The following is a 15,998-nucleotide window of genomic DNA, read 5'->3' as shown; positions in this document are numbered from 1 at the left end:
TTTTCATTTGCGCAAGACGGCGGCCGATGGGTTCGCTAGAATGCAGGTATCTCTTTAATAGCAGATGAATAAAGGCGGTATTTGTGGAGTTATTTTCGCTGTACGGACTGTTTCTCGCTAAGGTGGTGACCATTGTGGTCGCGATTGGTGCGGTAGTATTACTGATTGTCAGCCAAGGAATGAGAAAACAAGGGCAACGGGGAGAGCTTAATCTGGTTGATCTGGGTGAGCAATATAAGGAAATGCAGCGTGAAATGCGGCTGGCGCGCATGAGTCATGCTGAACAAAAAGCCTGGAGCAAAGAATTTAAAAAGCAGCAAAAATCCGATCAAAAACTGAAGAAACAGCGTGCTAAAGCAGGCGCGGTGGCGACAGGAAAGCCCTGCTTATATGTCATTGATTTCAAAGGCAGCATTGATGCACATGAAGTGACATCATTGCGCGAAGAAATTTCGGCGGTACTCGCGGTTGCCACAGCACAAGATGAAGTGTTACTTCGGCTCGAAAGCCCGGGGGGCGTGGTTCATGGCTACGGTCTGGCCGCTTCCCAGTTAGAGCGTTTGCGCCACAAAGGCATCCGTCTGACGGTGGCGGTAGATAAAGTGGCTGCCAGCGGGGGCTATATGATGGCCTGCGTAGCTGACCGCATTATTAGCGCGCCTTTTGCTATTATCGGCTCTATCGGTGTGGTTGCACAGATACCTAACTTCCATCGTTTGCTGAAAAAGAATGATATTGATGTAGAGCTGCATACCGCAGGAGAGTTTAAGCGAACTCTCACGCTGTTTGGTGAAAATACTGAACAAGGTCGTGAGAAATTCCGCGAAGATCTGAATGAAACACATCTGTTATTCAAGCAGTTCGTTCAGCAGCAGCGCCCCTCTTTAGACATTGATGCTGTGGCGACCGGTGAACATTGGTTTGGGACACAAGCCAAAGAGAAAGGCTTGGTTGATGCCATTGGTACCAGTGATGATTTACTGATTGCTGAAATGGATAACCACGAAGTCATTGGTGTTCGTTATTCTCGCCGTAAACGTCTAATGGATCGTTTTACCGGTAGCGCCGCAGAAAGTGTGGATCGTTTATTATTACGCTGGTGGCAGCGTGGTGAAAAACCACTGCTATAACCTGATGTGATATGAATGTTGTAGGATAAAAGCAGGGGGCTTAGCCCCCTGTTATTTTTTGCTCAATAGCTAAAACAAGAAGCAATAAATAGAAGAGTAATCTGCCATTAATCGATTAAATGATATTTAGCAGACAAAACATGCGCCAGATGTTTGAACATATTAAATACCGCGGTGGTTTTTGGCGTTGGTAAACCATCTGGGTCGAGGAAGTATTCGCCGCGAAATACTAATACTGAGCCTTTTTGCTCAACGTCAGTGGCCTGCATACCCTGCAGATAATCTTCATGCTGGCGAATAATCTCATTAGCCTCTGCCAACAATTTATTACGCTCAATAGGTGCGGTGTTTACAAACATTATATTTCCTCACAACAATTATATTTCCTCAGAACAAGGTAATTTCTTTCACTATTCTACTGCGGGTTAGCATTTGTTCGCAAACCGACTAAGGTTTATTCGAGTCATTGATGGTTTTGTCAGCACAATTGGATAAATTCAGATTCCGAGCTAATTAGGTTGCGTGGCGCTTTTTATCAGGTACAGTGTGGGATTTTATACTATTAGGTGGAAGGTTTTGTTGACGCCATAGGGCAAAATTTACGACTGTTGCTCTGGGCACAGGCAAAGATTTTGCGGGATAGCCTGGTCTGTTTCGGATGACTCTTTTATGGCTCCGATCAAAAAAACAGGTTGATCTCCTGAAAAAGTACCGCAATATAAAAAAGAGATTCAGAATGCCGCGGTACGGCAAGATAAAAACCTTCTTTTAGAAGAAATAATTTAGGTAAAGGTAATTATGGGTAAAGCTCTCGTAATAGTTGAGTCCCCGGCAAAAGCCAAAACTATTAATAAATATTTAGGGAATGACTACGTGGTTAAGTCCAGTGTCGGTCACATTCGTGATTTGCCGACCAGTGGCTCAGCCAGTAAGAAGAGCGCTAACTCAACTGAAGATAAAGCCAAGAAAGCTGACAAGCCCAAAACTAAAGTAAAGAAAGACGAAAAGGTTGCCTTAGTTAACCGTATGGGCGTCGATCCTTATCATGGCTGGAAAGCGCAGTATGAAATTTTGCCCGGCAAAGAGAAAGTGGTTGCCGAGCTGAAAGCATTAGCTGAAAACGCTGACCACATCTATCTCGCAACCGACCTTGACCGCGAAGGAGAGGCTATTGCCTGGCATTTGCGGGAAGTGATTGGTGGTGACGATAAGCGTTTCAGCCGTGTGGTATTTAACGAAATCACTAAGAACGCCATCCAACAGGCGTTTAATCAACCTGGTGAATTAAATATCAACCGGGTTAATGCCCAACAAGCCCGTCGCTTTATGGACCGGGTGGTGGGTTATATGGTTTCGCCACTGCTGTGGAAAAAGATTGCCCGTGGCCTGTCAGCAGGGCGCGTACAGTCGGTTGCGGTGCGTCTGGTGGTGGAACGCGAACGTGACATCAAAGCATTCGTTCCTGAAGAGTATTGGGAACTGCATGCCGACTTGCTGGCAAAAGGTGAAGTTCCTATTCAAATGGAAGTCACTCATGCCCATGACAAGCCATTTAAACCAGTAAATCGCGAGCAAACTCACGCCGCGCTGAAACTGCTGGAAAATGCCCGCTATAAAGTGCTGGATCGCGAAGATAAACCGACCAGTAGCAAGCCGGGTGCACCATTTATTACTTCCACCTTGCAACAGGCTGCCAGTACCCGCCTGAGTTTTGGTGTGAAGAAAACCATGATGATGGCGCAGCGCTTGTATGAAGCGGGTCATATCACCTATATGCGTACTGACTCCACCAATTTAAGTCAGGATGCACTGACTATGGTGCGCGGTTATATTGGCGATAATTTTGGTGATAAATATCTGCCATCGGCGCCAAATCAGTACAGCAGCAAAGAAAACTCACAAGAAGCGCATGAAGCTATTCGTCCTTCTGATGTGAATGTGCTGGCTGAACAGTTAAAAGATATGGAAGCCGACGCTCAGAAGCTGTATCAGCTGATTTGGCGTCAGTTTGTGGCCTGCCAGATGACACCGGCCAAGTATGATTCTACGACACTGACTGTGCAGGCGGGCGATTTCCAACTGCGTGCTAAAGGCCGTACCTTACGGTTTGATGGTTGGACCAAGGTGATGCCGGCACTGCGTAAAGGTGATGAAGACCGCACCTTGCCAGTGATTGAAGTGGGTAGTGAGTTGGATTTACAAAAACTGATTCCAAGCCAGCACTTCACCAAGCCACCGGCACGATACAGTGAAGCATCACTGGTAAAAGAGCTGGAAAAACGCGGTATTGGCCGCCCATCCACTTATGCGTCGATTATTTCGACCATTCAGGATCGTGGCTATGTGCGGGTAGAAAACCGTCGTTTCTATGCAGAGAAAATGGGTGAAATCGTCACTGACCGTCTGGAAGAGAACTTCCGCGAGTTGATGAATTACGACTTTACTGCGCGCATGGAAAGTGGTTTGGACCAAGTCGCCAATGATCAGGCTGAGTGGAAAGCGGTGTTGGATGGTTTCTTCGCCGAATTCAGTGAGCAGCTTGAAAAAGCCGAAAAAGATCCTGAAGAGGGCGGTATGCGCCCAAATCAGATGGTGATGACCAGCATTGACTGCCCAACCTGTGGCCGTCCTATGGGGATTCGTACCGCTAGCACGGGCGTGTTCTTAGGATGCTCGGGTTATGCATTGCCACCTAAAGAACGTTGCAAGACCACCATTAATCTGGTGCCAGAAGCTGAAATTCTGAATATCCTGGAAGGTGATGATGCGGAAACTAACGCATTACGCGCCCGCCGCCGCTGCCAGAAATGTGGCACAGCCATGGATAGCTATCTAATCGATAACCAACGTAAATTGCATGTTTGCGGTAATAACCCGGCATGTGATGGTTATGAGATAGAAGAAGGCGAGTTCCGAATCAAAGGGTATGAAGGCCCAATTGTTGAGTGCGAGAAATGTGGTTCCGAAATGCACCTGAAAATGGGGCGTTTTGGTAAGTACATGGGCTGTACCAATGATGAGTGCAAAAACACCCGTAAAATCTTGCGCAGTGGTGAAGTTGCGCCACCGAAAGAAGATCCGGTCCCGTTACCAGAATTGCCATGTGAAAAGTCTGATGCCTATTTTGTGTTGCGAGATGGTGCAGCTGGCGTATTCCTGGCGGCCAATACCTTCCCTAAATCGCGCGAAACCCGTGCGCCATTGGTAGAAGAGTTGGTGCGTTTCAAGGACCGTTTACCTGAGAAATTACGTTACCTGGCTGATGCGCCAGTGACGGATAAAGAGGGTAATAAAACCATGGTGCGCTTTAGCCGTAAAACCAAACAACAGTATGTTTCGTCAGAGAAAGATGGCAAAGCTACCGGTTGGTCTGCTTTCTACATCGACGGCAAATGGGTGGAAGCTAAAAAATAAGTGCTTTACTGAGCATGTGGCAGCATCTAACTTGATTGGCTGCCACTAAGCGGCAAAGTGCAGCACCGAGTTGCGCAACTGAAACCAGCCTTAATGGCTGGTTTTTTTATTGGGCTAATCTATCCAAGTGCTTTATAGTCTTGGTTAATCCGTTGATGCTATCAATCTTTAGCGGCTGCCTGCATTTATCAAAAACACAATTATTTTTAGGCTAATACTCGAAAGCTAAGGTGGTTAATAGCCCAAGTATACATAGGGACGCGAGTCAGTGATTTAGGCGAAAAAAGCCGCTAATATCGCTGAAATGTAACCTGAGAGGGTGTATACAGTTTCTGATGAAATGATATAGTGGTTATATAAAATATTTTTTTATCACCGAATGTTATTATAAGGTCAATACTGACCACTTTGGCATCATGCAGTTATGGGTTTCAGTTAATAACTTCTCGGCATACCGGGTGATACCGATATACCAAACTGTGGGTTTCCCCGCAGTGTTTAACCTAGGATGGTATAGATATGAAATTGCAGCAGCTCCGCTATATTGTTGAGGTGGTTAACCATAACCTTAACGTATCATCTACCGCTGAAGGCCTCTACACCTCGCAACCCGGGATCAGTAAACAGGTGCGAATGCTGGAAGATGAGCTGGGTATCCAGATTTTTGCCCGTAGTGGTAAACATCTTACACAGGTAACCCCCGCAGGGCTGGAAATCATCCGTATCGCCCGTGAAGTATTATCCAAAGTTGATGCCATCAAAGCGGTTGCCGGTGAGCACACTTATCCTGATAAAGGCTCTTTGTATGTGGCGACAACCCATACTCAAGCACGTTACGCGCTGCCTAATGTGATTAAAGGTTTTATCGAGCGCTACCCGCGTGTTTCCTTGCATATGCATCAAGGGTCACCAACACAAATTGCTGAAGCAGTTTCCAAGGGGAGTGCTGATTTCGCCATTGCGACAGAAGCGCTTCATCTGTACGACGACCTGATTATGCTGCCGTGCTATCACTGGAATCGTGCGGTGGTTGTGAAACCCGATCATCCTTTAGCGGGCAAAGCGCATGTCAGTATTGAAGAGCTGGCCGCCTATCCTATAGTGACCTATACCTTTGGTTTTACCGGGCGCTCTGAGCTGGATATGGCGTTTAATCGCGCCGGTCTGACACCGCGAATTGTTTTTACCGCCACTGACGCCGATGTGATTAAAACCTACGTGAGATTAGGGTTGGGGGTGGGGGTTATCGCCAGCATGGCGGTTGACCCGATTCAAGATCCTGATTTAGTGACCGTTGACGCACGAGATATCTTTACTTATAGCACCACCAAAATTGGTTTCCGTCGCAGTACCTTCCTGCGCAGTTATATGTATGATTTTATTCTGCGCTTTGCACCGCATTTAACGCGTGATGTAGTGGATAAAGCAGTGGCTCTGCGTTCGAATGATGATATTGAGGCGATGTTTAAGGATATTAAATTGCCAACGAAATAATTCTTCTGCACTAATAATTTAAGCCACCTTATTTTAGGTGGTTTTTTATTTATTTAGTTAAAAATTGAAAGCCAGCTAATCTTGTTTTATCTATAGTGATGTCTATGACTATTGGTTAGAGTTGAGTTAAACCAATAGAGGCTATATTCAATGGTAATTGGAGAACAGCAATGGACAGCATAACGACAAGGTTACTCCCTGCGTATATAAATCAAGGCAATCATGAATACATAATGAAATTGGATAGAGGGGATGCACCTCCTTCCCCAATTATTAAATTCCAACAGGAACATCAGAATATAAAAGAAATCTCAATTTCTGCCGAGAAATTTATATCGATAAATCATATTTATTCACCAAGAGAAAACAACCCACCATCGAGTAAGTTAAGTGCTATTCAATTCACGCAAGAGAATATGGATATAAAAAAGCCTTCAGTTTCCGCTGAAAATTTCATGTCGATAAAAGATAGTTATCTACAAAAAGAAAATGATGCCATAGCTGATAAGTTAACGACTAAATTAGGTAAATTAATTACTCAACAGAGAGAAAACTCAATAATTGATAAGGCAGTTAATAAGCAACTTCATGAATTATTTGAAGTTAATAAGTTAAAGTTTTATCCTATGCATCCAAGTGTGAGTACAATGAATTTTGATTTTGATGCCAAAAATAATCTGGTCATGCACCATACCCTACAATATGATAAGTATGCTGAATGTAATCCCGACGGAACAATAAAAAAAATACATGAGATATATCAAGGTGATGAACCTTTTGTTAGAGTGGATTTGATCGTTAAATTTAAACCTGACGGTGAGATATTAACAAAAGATAATGTGTTAAATATTAAATTTTACGGCTGTAGTGATGAGTTGAGTTCCATATTTGATCTAAGAAGTTTGTGGGATAAAATATGCGATTTTTTCTCAAACCTACTTTCCTCATCCTCTAACACGATAGATATGAAGTATATAGCGCCTAACTTAAAAGAAGATATTGTTGATGGCGTCGGTTCGCAGGGAATAAATAAAAATGAGTATACTGCACCCAACTTAAAGGAAGATACTGTTGATATCGCCAGTTCGAAAGGAATAAATAAAAATGAGTATACGACCGGTGATCCTGAGTATCAAACCTTATTACAGAAAAAATATACCAACACTATGAATAAAATTAAAGAAACTGATATGGCTGCTTCGAATAAAGATATAGCAAATTTAATAGAGAAAATAGAGCGACTTGAAAAAGAATTATCCAGTAACTTTAAGGAAATGAGAGAAATGACGAAAGGGGGCTTGAGAGATAATTAAAGGAAGTCAAAATTTGTAGCAGAATTTGATCAGGCCCTGAGTGCTTATCATCGTTTGCACCTATCGCTGCCAGTAATCGCCATTGTTGCCAAAATGTTAATGTTTCTTTGTGTTATATTTAATCTAGACCTCATAATTTCAAGGGAATAGCCTTGTTGAGATGAATGTTGTTTAGAGCACTTATAAGAAACAATGGAGGCGCTATGTCGTTGGATCTGCGAAAAACGAGTATGGCTAAGTTGGTCGCCCTTAACCATGAATATCACTACTACAGCTTGCCGCAATTAGCGGCAGTGCTGGGGGATATCGACCGACTACCGAAATCACTGAAAGTGTTGTTGGAAAACTTACTGCGTCATCTGGATGGTGAGCAAGTTCAGGAAGAAGACCTTAAAGCCATCGTCGACTGGCAACAAACCGGTCATGCCGATAAAGAGATTGCCTACCGTCCCGCTCGGGTATTAATGCAGGATTTTACCGGGGTACCGGCAGTCGTGGATTTGGCGGCAATGCGCGAGGCGGTCAAACGTCTGGGTGGCGACGTTGCACAGGTTAACCCATTGTCTCCAGTAGATTTGGTTATCGACCACTCAGTAACTGTTGACGAGTTTGGCGATAAAGCGGCATTTGGTGAAAACGTCCGCTTAGAAATGGAGCGCAACCACGAGCGCTATATTTTCCTGCGCTGGGGGCAGAAAGCCTTTAGCCGTTTTCGCGTGGTCCCACCGGGTACCGGGATTTGCCATCAGGTTAACCTGGAGTATCTGGGGCAAACCGTATGGCATGAGCAGCAGGGCGGCAAGCAGGTCGCTTATCCGGATACCTTAGTGGGTACCGATTCCCACACCACTATGATTAATGGCTTGGGGATTCTGGGCTGGGGTGTCGGTGGGATTGAAGCTGAGGCGGCGATGTTGGGCCAGCCGGTCTCCATGCTTATCCCTGATGTGGTCGGCTTCAAAATGACGGGCAAAATGCGCGAAGGGATCACCGCCACTGATTTGGTATTGACGGTCACGCAGATGCTGAGAAAGCACGGCGTAGTCGGCAAATTTGTTGAGTTTTATGGTGATGGATTGGCGGATTTGCCGCTGGCAGATCGTGCCACTATCGCCAATATGTCACCGGAGTACGGCGCAACTTGCGGCTTCTTCCCGGTAGATGATGTCACTCTGGGCTATATGCGCTTAAGTGGCCGCAGTGATGAGCAGATAGCCTTGGTTGAGGCCTACAGTAAAGCACAAGGACTATGGCGTCATGCGGGGGATGAGCCGGTGTTTACCAGCCAGCTATCACTGGATTTGAGCACGGTAGAGGCCAGTCTGGCTGGGCCGAAACGCCCACAAGACCGGGTCGCATTAGCTAAAGTTCCCCTCGCATTTAATGCTTTTGAACAGTTGGAAGTTAACAGTAAAAAAGACAAAGTCAGCCACGTCGCCTTCACTCTTGACGGCGAAACCCACGAACTACAGCATGGTGCGGTTGTCATCGCCGCCATTACCTCATGTACCAATACATCGAACCCTAGCGTGTTGATGGCTGCGGGACTGTTAGCGAAAAAAGCCTCAGAAAAAGGCCTGAAAACCAAACCTTGGGTGAAAACTTCACTGGCTCCCGGCTCTAAAGTGGTCACTGAATATCTCAATTCGGCGGGCTTAACCCCCTATCTTGACCGTTTAGGCTTCAACTTGGTGGGTTACGGCTGTACGACCTGTATAGGTAACTCTGGCCCATTACCGGACTCAATAGAAAAAGCCATCAAAGAAGGGGACTTAACGGTGGGAGCGGTGCTCTCCGGTAACCGCAACTTTGAAGGGCGCATCCATCCATTAGTCAAAACTAACTGGTTGGCATCACCGCCGCTGGTGGTGGCTTATGCCCTGGCTGGGAACATGAATGTCAATCTTGCCCAAGACCCGCTGGGTAATGACCCTGATGGCCATCCGGTTTATCTAAAAGATATCTGGCCAACCGGGCTCGAGATTGCCAAAGCGGTTGAAGAAGTTAAAACCGATATGTTCCGCAAGGAATATGCCGCAGTGTTTGATGGTGATGAAGATTGGCAGGCCATTCAGGTGGAGAGCACACCGACCTATGACTGGCAGAGCGATTCTACTTATATCCGTTTGCCACCTTTCTTTAGTGATATGAAAGCGTTACCTGACCCGGTTCAGGATATTCACCATGCCCGTATTCTGGCAATTTTGGCCGACTCAGTGACCACCGACCATATTTCACCCGCCGGTAATATCAAACTGGACAGCCCGGCTGGTCGCTATTTGCGCGATCGCGGGGTTGAAATTAAGGAGTTCAACTCTTACGGTTCCCGCCGGGGTAACCATGAAGTTATGATGCGCGGCACTTTCGCTAATATTCGCATTCGTAACGAAATGGTGCCCGGAGTTGAAGGGGGCATCACTCGACATATTCCATCGCAAAATGAAATGCCTATTTATGATGCGGCGATGCGCTATCAGCAGGAAAATGTGCCATTGGCGGTGATTGCCGGTAAAGAGTATGGTTCCGGTTCCAGCCGCGACTGGGCCGCAAAAGGGCCACGATTATTAGGGGTAAGAGTGGTGATTGCTGAATCATTCGAACGTATTCATCGCTCAAATTTAATCGGCATGGGGATTCTGCCTCTGGAATTTCCAGCGGGCGTAGACCGCAAAACGTTAGGTTTGACCGGCGATGAAGCGATAAGCGTCAGTGGCTTACAGCGTTTGGCCCCGGGGCAGACTGTGGCAGTGATAATAACCTATGCTGACGGACGCCAACAAACGGTCAATACTCGCTGCCGTATAGATACAGGTAATGAATTGGTTTACTTCGAAAACGGCGGCATTTTGCATTATGTGATCCGCAAAATGTTGTAATAGCCACAGTGATGAGTGACGGTGTCACTTTTCAACGAATAGATATGTAGTAAATAAAAAGGGTGGCTGCAAAGCCACCCTAATACTGTTTGGAAATAGTCTTTCCTAAACCCCGAGAGTAGTGGGCTATTTAGTCAATAAATGACCCATTTTAGCGGCTTTGGTCGCCATATAATGCTCATTCTTCGGGTTCTGGCCAACAATCAGCGGAACACGTTCGACGATGTTAATCCCGGCCTGTGACAGGATCTCAACCTTTTTCGGGTTGTTGGTCAGCAAGCGCACGGCTTTGACACCGAGTAATTTGTACATATCAGAACACAGGGTAAAATCGCGCTCATCAGCGGCAAAACCGAGTTGGTGATTGGCTTCAACGGTATCGGCCCCAAGATCCTGCAAAGCATAGGCTCGAATCTTATTCAGCAAACCAATATTACGGCCTTCCTGACGATGGTATATCAGCACACCACGGCCTTCTTCAGCAATGTGTGCCAGCGCGGCTTCTAACTGAAAACCACAATCACAACGCAGACTAAATAAAGCGTCACCCGTCAGGCACTCGGAATGAACACGGGATAGCACTGGCTCTTCTCCGTTGATATCACCAAATATTAAGGCCAGATGGTCATGACCTGTGGCCAGTTCTTCAAAACCGACCATCAGAAAATCACCCCAAGGAGTAGGTAATTTGGCTTCTGCTACACGTTTTAGCTGCATCTTGCTGTTCATATTATAACTTCAGACCCTTAGGAAGGTTGTTGCACATCCTACCGTGAATGCCCGTCATACCCTCTATATTGGGGTATAAGGTTAAATAAAAAGTTTCTCTGCGATCATTATTAGCTATATTGCCATAACTTTTGACTCACTGCTGTTCAACAAAGCAGCAAGAAGGTAAGAGTGAATGTCTGGCTGGGATTTATTTCGGCAATGACAAAAATTTATTTATGTTATCAATGGATAGCGTAATTGATGTGTAATGGCTATAACTGCAATTAGTGTAATCACCATGGATAATCTGTTGTGGATATCGCCAGAAAGAAAGGATCTCAGATGTGGAATATAGCAAAACGAATCACTGTGGGAGCACTTATTTTGCTGCTGCCAACCTTTGCTATCTGGCTTTCCGGCTGGCAGTGGCAACCCGGTAACAATGTTGGCTGGCTAAAAGGCCTTTTTTGGCTGACCGAAACAGTCACCGCCCCTTGGGGGATCATTACCAGCGTATTGCTAAGCGGCTGGTTCTTATGGTGTCTGCGCTTTCGAATCAAACCTGCGGTGGGGTTGTTGGTGATTCTGAGTATGGCGATTGTGCTGGGGCAAGGCCTCAAATCGTTGATCAAAGAACATGTGCAGGAGCCACGGCCATTCGTGGTGTGGCTTGAAGCTGAGCATCATATTGATAATCGGTTTTTCTATTCGTTACCGCGCGCTGAGCGTAGTGAGTTAGTGAAGCAGCAACTACAAAACCAATCTATTATTCCGCCGTGGTTGAGTAACCATTGGCAATTTGAAACCGGTTTTGCCTTTCCGTCCGGGCATACGGTTTTTGCTGCCAGTTGGGCATTATTGGCGGTGGGATTATTATGGCCACGGCGGCACTATAAAACGGTAATTTTGCTGATGTTATGGGCGCAAGGTGTCATGATGAGCCGCCTGGTGTTAGGAATGCATTGGCCGCGGGATCTGATGGCAGCAACCCTTATTAGTGCTTTATTAGTCGCGATTGTATGCAGTTTGGTACAGCGTTGGTTTGGCCCATTAACTATTGTGCCGCAAGAACAGCAGGAAATCGAAAACCGTGAGCATGGGGAAAATTAAGCGATTAGTTATTATTCTCAGTTAAGTTGCTTAAAATAATGCCTATTGAGCACCGCTTCGGCGCTTTATCTTGGTGCAGGGTTTCTTTGCTGGGTGAGGAAGTGCTAATTTAATAAGTAAGGACGCCACATTTTTGGCATAATTCATCAGGTTGATTCGGCCTTTAGGAAAAAACGTGAAATATTTGCTGATTTTTTTGTTAGTGCTGGTGATTTTCGTGATTTCAGTCACGCTGGGGGCAAATAACGATCAGGTCGTTACCTTTAATTATTTATTGGCTCAGGGCGAATATCGGGTATCGACGTTATTGGCAACGCTTTTTGCGGCAGGCTTGGTGCTGGGATGGGTTATTTGCGGGCTTTTTTATCTGCGGGTTCGAATTTTGTTGGGTCGCGCAGAGCGGAAAATTAAACGTCTTGAAGCACAGCTTGCACCGTCAACTGAACCCAGTGTTACTGCATCCGCACCTGCTGTCAGCAAGGAATAATTTTCTATGTTAGAAATGCTGTTTCTGCTGTTACCGGTCGCTGCCGCCTATGGTTGGTATATGGGGCGTAGAAGTGCTCAGCAGGATAAGCAGCAGGATGCTAACCGCCTGTCTCGTGAATATGTAGCCGGGGTTAACTTCCTTCTCTCCAATCAGCAGGACAAAGCGGTTGATCTGTTTCTTGAAATGCTAAAAGAAGACAGTTCAGCCGTTGAAGCACATCTGACGTTAGGCAATTTGTTCCGCTCCCGTGGTGAAGTTGACCGCGCTATCCGCATCCATCAGGCCTTGATGGAAAGCGCTTCATTGACATTTGAACAGCGGTTACTGGCGATTCAGCAACTGGGCCGTGATTATATGGCGGCGGGTTTATATGATCGTGCAGAAGATATGTTCAACCAATTGGTTGAGGAACAAGATTTCCGACTGGGTGCATTGCAGCAATTATTAATCATTTATCAGGCCACCAGTGACTGGAACAATGCCATCGAAGTGGCTGAAAAACTGGTCAAAATGGGTAAAGATAACCAGCGATTGGAAATTGCCCATTTTTATTGCGAACTCGCGCTGCAAGCTATGGGGAGTGATGATCTGGATAAGGCCATGGGGTTGCTGAAAAAAGCCGCCTCTGCTGATAAACAGTGCGCCAGAGTTTCTATCATGCAAGGCCGGTTATATCTCGCCAAGGGTGAATATGCTAAGGGCGTTGAAGCTCTGGAGCGGGTGCTGGAGCAAGATAAAGAAATTGTAAGTGAAGCACTACCTATGCTGAGTGAGTGTTACCAGCATCTACAACAACCCGAGGCTTGGGCTAATTTCCTGAAGCGCTGTGTTGAGGATAATACCGGTGCTACGGCCGAGTTGATGCTGGCGGAAATTCTTGAGCAGCATGAAGGCCGTGATGTGGCGCAAACCTATATTAACCGCCAGTTGCAACGTCATCCAACTATGCGTGTTTTCTATCGTTTGATGGATTATCACTTGGCTGATGCAGAGGAAGGGCGCGCGAAAGAGAGCTTGCTGTTGCTACGTGACATGGTTGGGGAGCAAATCCGCACCAAACCGCGTTACCGCTGCCACAAGTGTGGTTTTACCGCACATTCCCTCTACTGGCATTGCCCATCTTGCCGGGCCTGGGCGTCGGTTAAACCGATCAGAGGATTGGATGGGCAGTAATGGCTGCTGGGAGCAAAGCGTCATCGGGTGAAGTGAATCACCCGATTGGAGTAGATAAGGAAATTAGGCGCTATTTTTTCTTCTGCGGCGCTTTCAATAATTGCCGCAGTTTCTTCAATTCTTTCTGGCTTAACGGCTGTTCTGAAATCTCTTCGACACCTTGGTTATCAATCTCACTGTGATGTAATTTGGCATCTTTACGGCCGCCCTTACTATTTTTAACATCAACTTCAAAGCTTTTTTCTAATCTTTCGCAGACTTCGGTACTGAGAGAAAACTGTTTTTCTAAGGCGGCTGCTTTGATTTTCTCTTTTAATTCCAGAGGGATTTTAATGGTTAAGGTAGATATTTCGCTCATCATATAACCTTCAACTTAGGGGAAAATACCAAGCTAAGCGAGGGAAGGTGAACTGTCTAGGGGATAACACAACTGTCACAAAAAATTCACATTAGAATGTGCAAAAAGAGCGCCAAAGCGCTCTTTTATGCTGCGACACAGACTTAACCTGAGGGGAAACCGACTTAGCGATAAATAACCGCGGTGCCGTGTAGCTTGTTATTCCCCCCAGCAGAAGTAATAAGGAAAGATTTAGCCCCCGCCGCTGCAGCTTTCTCTGCCAGTATATTTTCCAAATCAGTCAGAGTGCTGGCATTACTGGCAGTAATAACGCCAATTTCATTCAGTCCAGTTGATGGAGTATGCTGGATTTGTGTTGCAGCAACACTGGCAAATGAGGCTAAAGAGAGCACTAATGCCGGGGCGATGTATTTGATGCTTTTCATGTGAAACTCCAATTTTTTGTTTATTATTTGATTAAATAAAGTTTATTTAAATCATTAGTAGACAGTCAATGTCTTGCGATGGAGTGAATGATATAGCATTGCTGTTGAATGAAAATCACAAACAGTTGACTGTTTTAATCAAATATTTTGATTGATAATTTACGCTTCTTGAAACTATTTTACTTAATGGTGGGTATGGAGGCGGCGTATTATTGACGCAAACTGACTCTCACCATCAATTCATGTTGAACAAAGGGTAAACACCGCGCGGGCTGATAGCTGTAATTTCAGTGAGGTACCCTGTAGAATGTCAGCGTTATCATGACTAACTGACTGAAAAAGGCTTAAAAATGACGTCTGCAACTAACACTAATAACAGTGGCTCAATATCTTCTCCGATCGTTGTTGCTCTGGATTATGCCAATAAAGACGCGGCGTTAGCCTTTGCGGATCGTGTTAATCCGCAAGATTGCCGGTTAAAAGTGGGCAAAGAGATGTTTACCTTATATGGCCCACAGTTTGTCCGTGACTTGCAACAGCGCGGCTTTGAAATCTTCCTCGACCTGAAATTTCACGATATTCCTAATACCACGGCTCATGCTGTTGCCGCCGCCGCCGATCTCGGCGTATGGATGGTGAATGTTCATGCCAGTGGCGGTGCCCGGATGATGACCGCGGCAAAAGAGGCTTTATTGCCTTTTGGACCACAAGCACCATTACTGATTGCTGTGACGGTATTAACCAGTATGGACAGTGAAGATTTACGTGATATCGGCATTACTATCAGCCCAGCGGAACATGCGGAGCGGCTGGCGAAATTAACCTGGGATTGCGGCTTGGATGGTGTGGTGTGTTCTGCCCATGAAGCGGTGCGTTTGAAACAAGTCTGTGGCACCGATTTTAAATTGGTGACGCCGGGTATTCGCCCACAGGGCAGTGATGCCGGTGATCAGCGCCGGATTATGACGCCAGAGCAGGCCATCGCGGTTGGTGTCGATTATATGGTAATAGGGCGTCCGATCACCTTATCACCAGATCCGGAGAAAACACTGAGTGAAATTCTGGCATCACTGAGTAAGGTCGCATAATGAGTAATGATAATAGCCGCCTGGTTTATTCAACAGACACTGGTCGTATCAATGAACCAGAGGTAAAACCTGAACGTCCTAAAGGTGATGGGGTGGTTCGTATCCAGCGCCAAACCAGTGGCCGTAAAGGAAAGGGTGTGAGTCTGATTACAGGTATTGATGGCAGTGATGAAATGCTGGAGAAGCTCGGCGCGGAGCTGAAGAAGAAATGCGGTTGCGGCGGGTCAGTAAAAGACGGCGTTATCGAAATTCAGGGCGATAAACGCGATCTGTTGAAACAACTTTTGGAAGCCAAAGGGATGAAAGTTAAATTAGCGGGTGGTTGATATAACACGCTAATTTGTTGCTCAGAAGCGGGTGGGATAACGGTACCGATGGTCGTTGGCACATTTCCCACCCTTGAGCTTTGCTAGCAT

14 protein-coding genes are annotated in these 15,998 nt (G+C 45.9%); 10 read left to right on the top strand and 4 right to left on the bottom strand.

Translation table 11 applies throughout. The features are described 5' to 3' along the window. The first annotated feature begins 83 nt into the window (after positions 1-83). Positions 84-1,130, top strand: coding sequence for a protease SohB (gene sohB / locus FTA96_RS22895; RefSeq protein WP_050121379.1), 1,047 nt, complete (start codon positions 84-86; stop codon positions 1,128-1,130). Positions 1,131-1,237: 107 nt separating this feature from the next. Here sohB and FTA96_RS22890 read toward each other — a convergent pair whose 3' ends face one another. Further along, positions 1,238-1,489: a YciN family protein gene (locus tag FTA96_RS22890; protein WP_050106900.1), complete on the bottom strand. Its 252-nt coding sequence runs from the start codon at positions 1,487-1,489 to the stop codon at positions 1,238-1,240. A 439-nt stretch (positions 1,490-1,928) separates the two neighbouring features. On the opposite strand from FTA96_RS22890, the gene topA reads away from it, so the two are divergent. The 4 genes from topA to acnA all read left to right on the top strand — a co-directional run bounded on the left by topA (position 1,929) and on the right by acnA (position 10,227). Then, the gene (gene topA, locus FTA96_RS22880; RefSeq protein ID WP_050134403.1) at positions 1,929-4,544 is read left to right on the top strand and encodes a type I DNA topoisomerase; all 2,616 of its coding nucleotides are present in this window, start codon (positions 1,929-1,931) and stop codon (positions 4,542-4,544) included. Positions 4,545-5,063: 519 nt separating this feature from the next. Continuing rightward, positions 5,064-6,038 carry an HTH-type transcriptional regulator CysB gene (gene cysB, locus FTA96_RS22875; protein WP_050106902.1) on the top strand — a complete coding sequence of 325 codons (975 nt, stop codon included), beginning with the start codon at positions 5,064-5,066 and terminating at the stop codon, positions 6,036-6,038. A gap of 170 nt (positions 6,039-6,208) precedes the next feature. After that, positions 6,209-7,351: a hypothetical protein gene (locus FTA96_RS22870; RefSeq protein ID WP_145574976.1), complete on the top strand. Its 1,143-nt coding sequence runs from the start codon at positions 6,209-6,211 to the stop codon at positions 7,349-7,351. A 203-nt stretch (positions 7,352-7,554) separates the two neighbouring features. Next, a complete protein-coding gene (gene acnA, locus FTA96_RS22865) occupies positions 7,555-10,227 on the top strand; it encodes an aconitate hydratase AcnA (protein WP_050106904.1) in 2,673 nt (890 codons plus the stop codon). Between the two features lie 126 nt (positions 10,228-10,353). Here acnA and ribA read toward each other — a convergent pair whose 3' ends face one another. Continuing rightward, positions 10,354-10,944 carry a GTP cyclohydrolase II gene (gene ribA, locus FTA96_RS22860; RefSeq protein ID WP_050145950.1) on the bottom strand — a complete coding sequence of 197 codons (591 nt, stop codon included), beginning with the start codon at positions 10,942-10,944 and terminating at the stop codon, positions 10,354-10,356. Positions 10,945-11,280: 336 nt separating this feature from the next. Between ribA and pgpB the strand changes: the two genes are divergently transcribed. From pgpB to lapB, 3 genes are all read left to right on the top strand, one after another. Beyond that, positions 11,281-12,048 (top strand): phosphatidylglycerophosphatase B, encoded by a 768-nt coding sequence (pgpB, locus tag FTA96_RS22855; RefSeq protein ID WP_050121375.1) that lies wholly within the window; start codon positions 11,281-11,283, stop codon positions 12,046-12,048. 175 nt (positions 12,049-12,223) lie between these two features. Then, complete coding sequence (locus FTA96_RS22850; RefSeq protein ID WP_050106906.1) at positions 12,224-12,535, top strand: LapA family protein; 312 nt, start codon at positions 12,224-12,226, stop codon at positions 12,533-12,535. A 6-nt stretch (positions 12,536-12,541) separates the two neighbouring features. Then, complete coding sequence (gene lapB / locus FTA96_RS22845; RefSeq protein ID WP_050121374.1) at positions 12,542-13,711, top strand: lipopolysaccharide assembly protein LapB; 1,170 nt, start codon at positions 12,542-12,544, stop codon at positions 13,709-13,711. Positions 13,712-13,781: 70 nt separating this feature from the next. Here lapB and FTA96_RS22840 read toward each other — a convergent pair whose 3' ends face one another. Beyond that, positions 13,782-14,069, bottom strand: coding sequence for a hypothetical protein (locus FTA96_RS22840; protein WP_050134408.1), 288 nt, complete (start codon positions 14,067-14,069; stop codon positions 13,782-13,784). 164 nt (positions 14,070-14,233) lie between these two features. Further along, the gene (bhsA, locus tag FTA96_RS22835) at positions 14,234-14,494 is read right to left on the bottom strand and encodes a multiple stress resistance protein BhsA (protein WP_050106909.1); all 261 of its coding nucleotides are present in this window, start codon (positions 14,492-14,494) and stop codon (positions 14,234-14,236) included. Positions 14,495-14,844: 350 nt separating this feature from the next. Here bhsA and pyrF point away from each other — a divergent pair, with 350 nt between their 5' ends. Next, complete coding sequence (pyrF, locus tag FTA96_RS22830; RefSeq protein ID WP_050106910.1) at positions 14,845-15,582, top strand: orotidine-5'-phosphate decarboxylase; 738 nt, start codon at positions 14,845-14,847, stop codon at positions 15,580-15,582. Continuing rightward, a complete protein-coding gene (gene yciH, locus FTA96_RS22825; protein WP_050121371.1) occupies positions 15,582-15,908 on the top strand; it encodes a stress response translation initiation inhibitor YciH in 327 nt (108 codons plus the stop codon). Before pyrF ends, yciH begins: the two co-directional genes overlap by 1 nt. Positions 15,909-15,998: the final 90 nt, after the last annotated feature.

The sequence above is a fragment of the Yersinia alsatica genome, from assembly GCF_902170305.1.
Lineage (GTDB): Bacteria > Pseudomonadota > Gammaproteobacteria > Enterobacterales > Enterobacteriaceae > Yersinia > Yersinia alsatica.
This window is presented reverse-complemented; position numbering and strand designations above follow the sequence as displayed.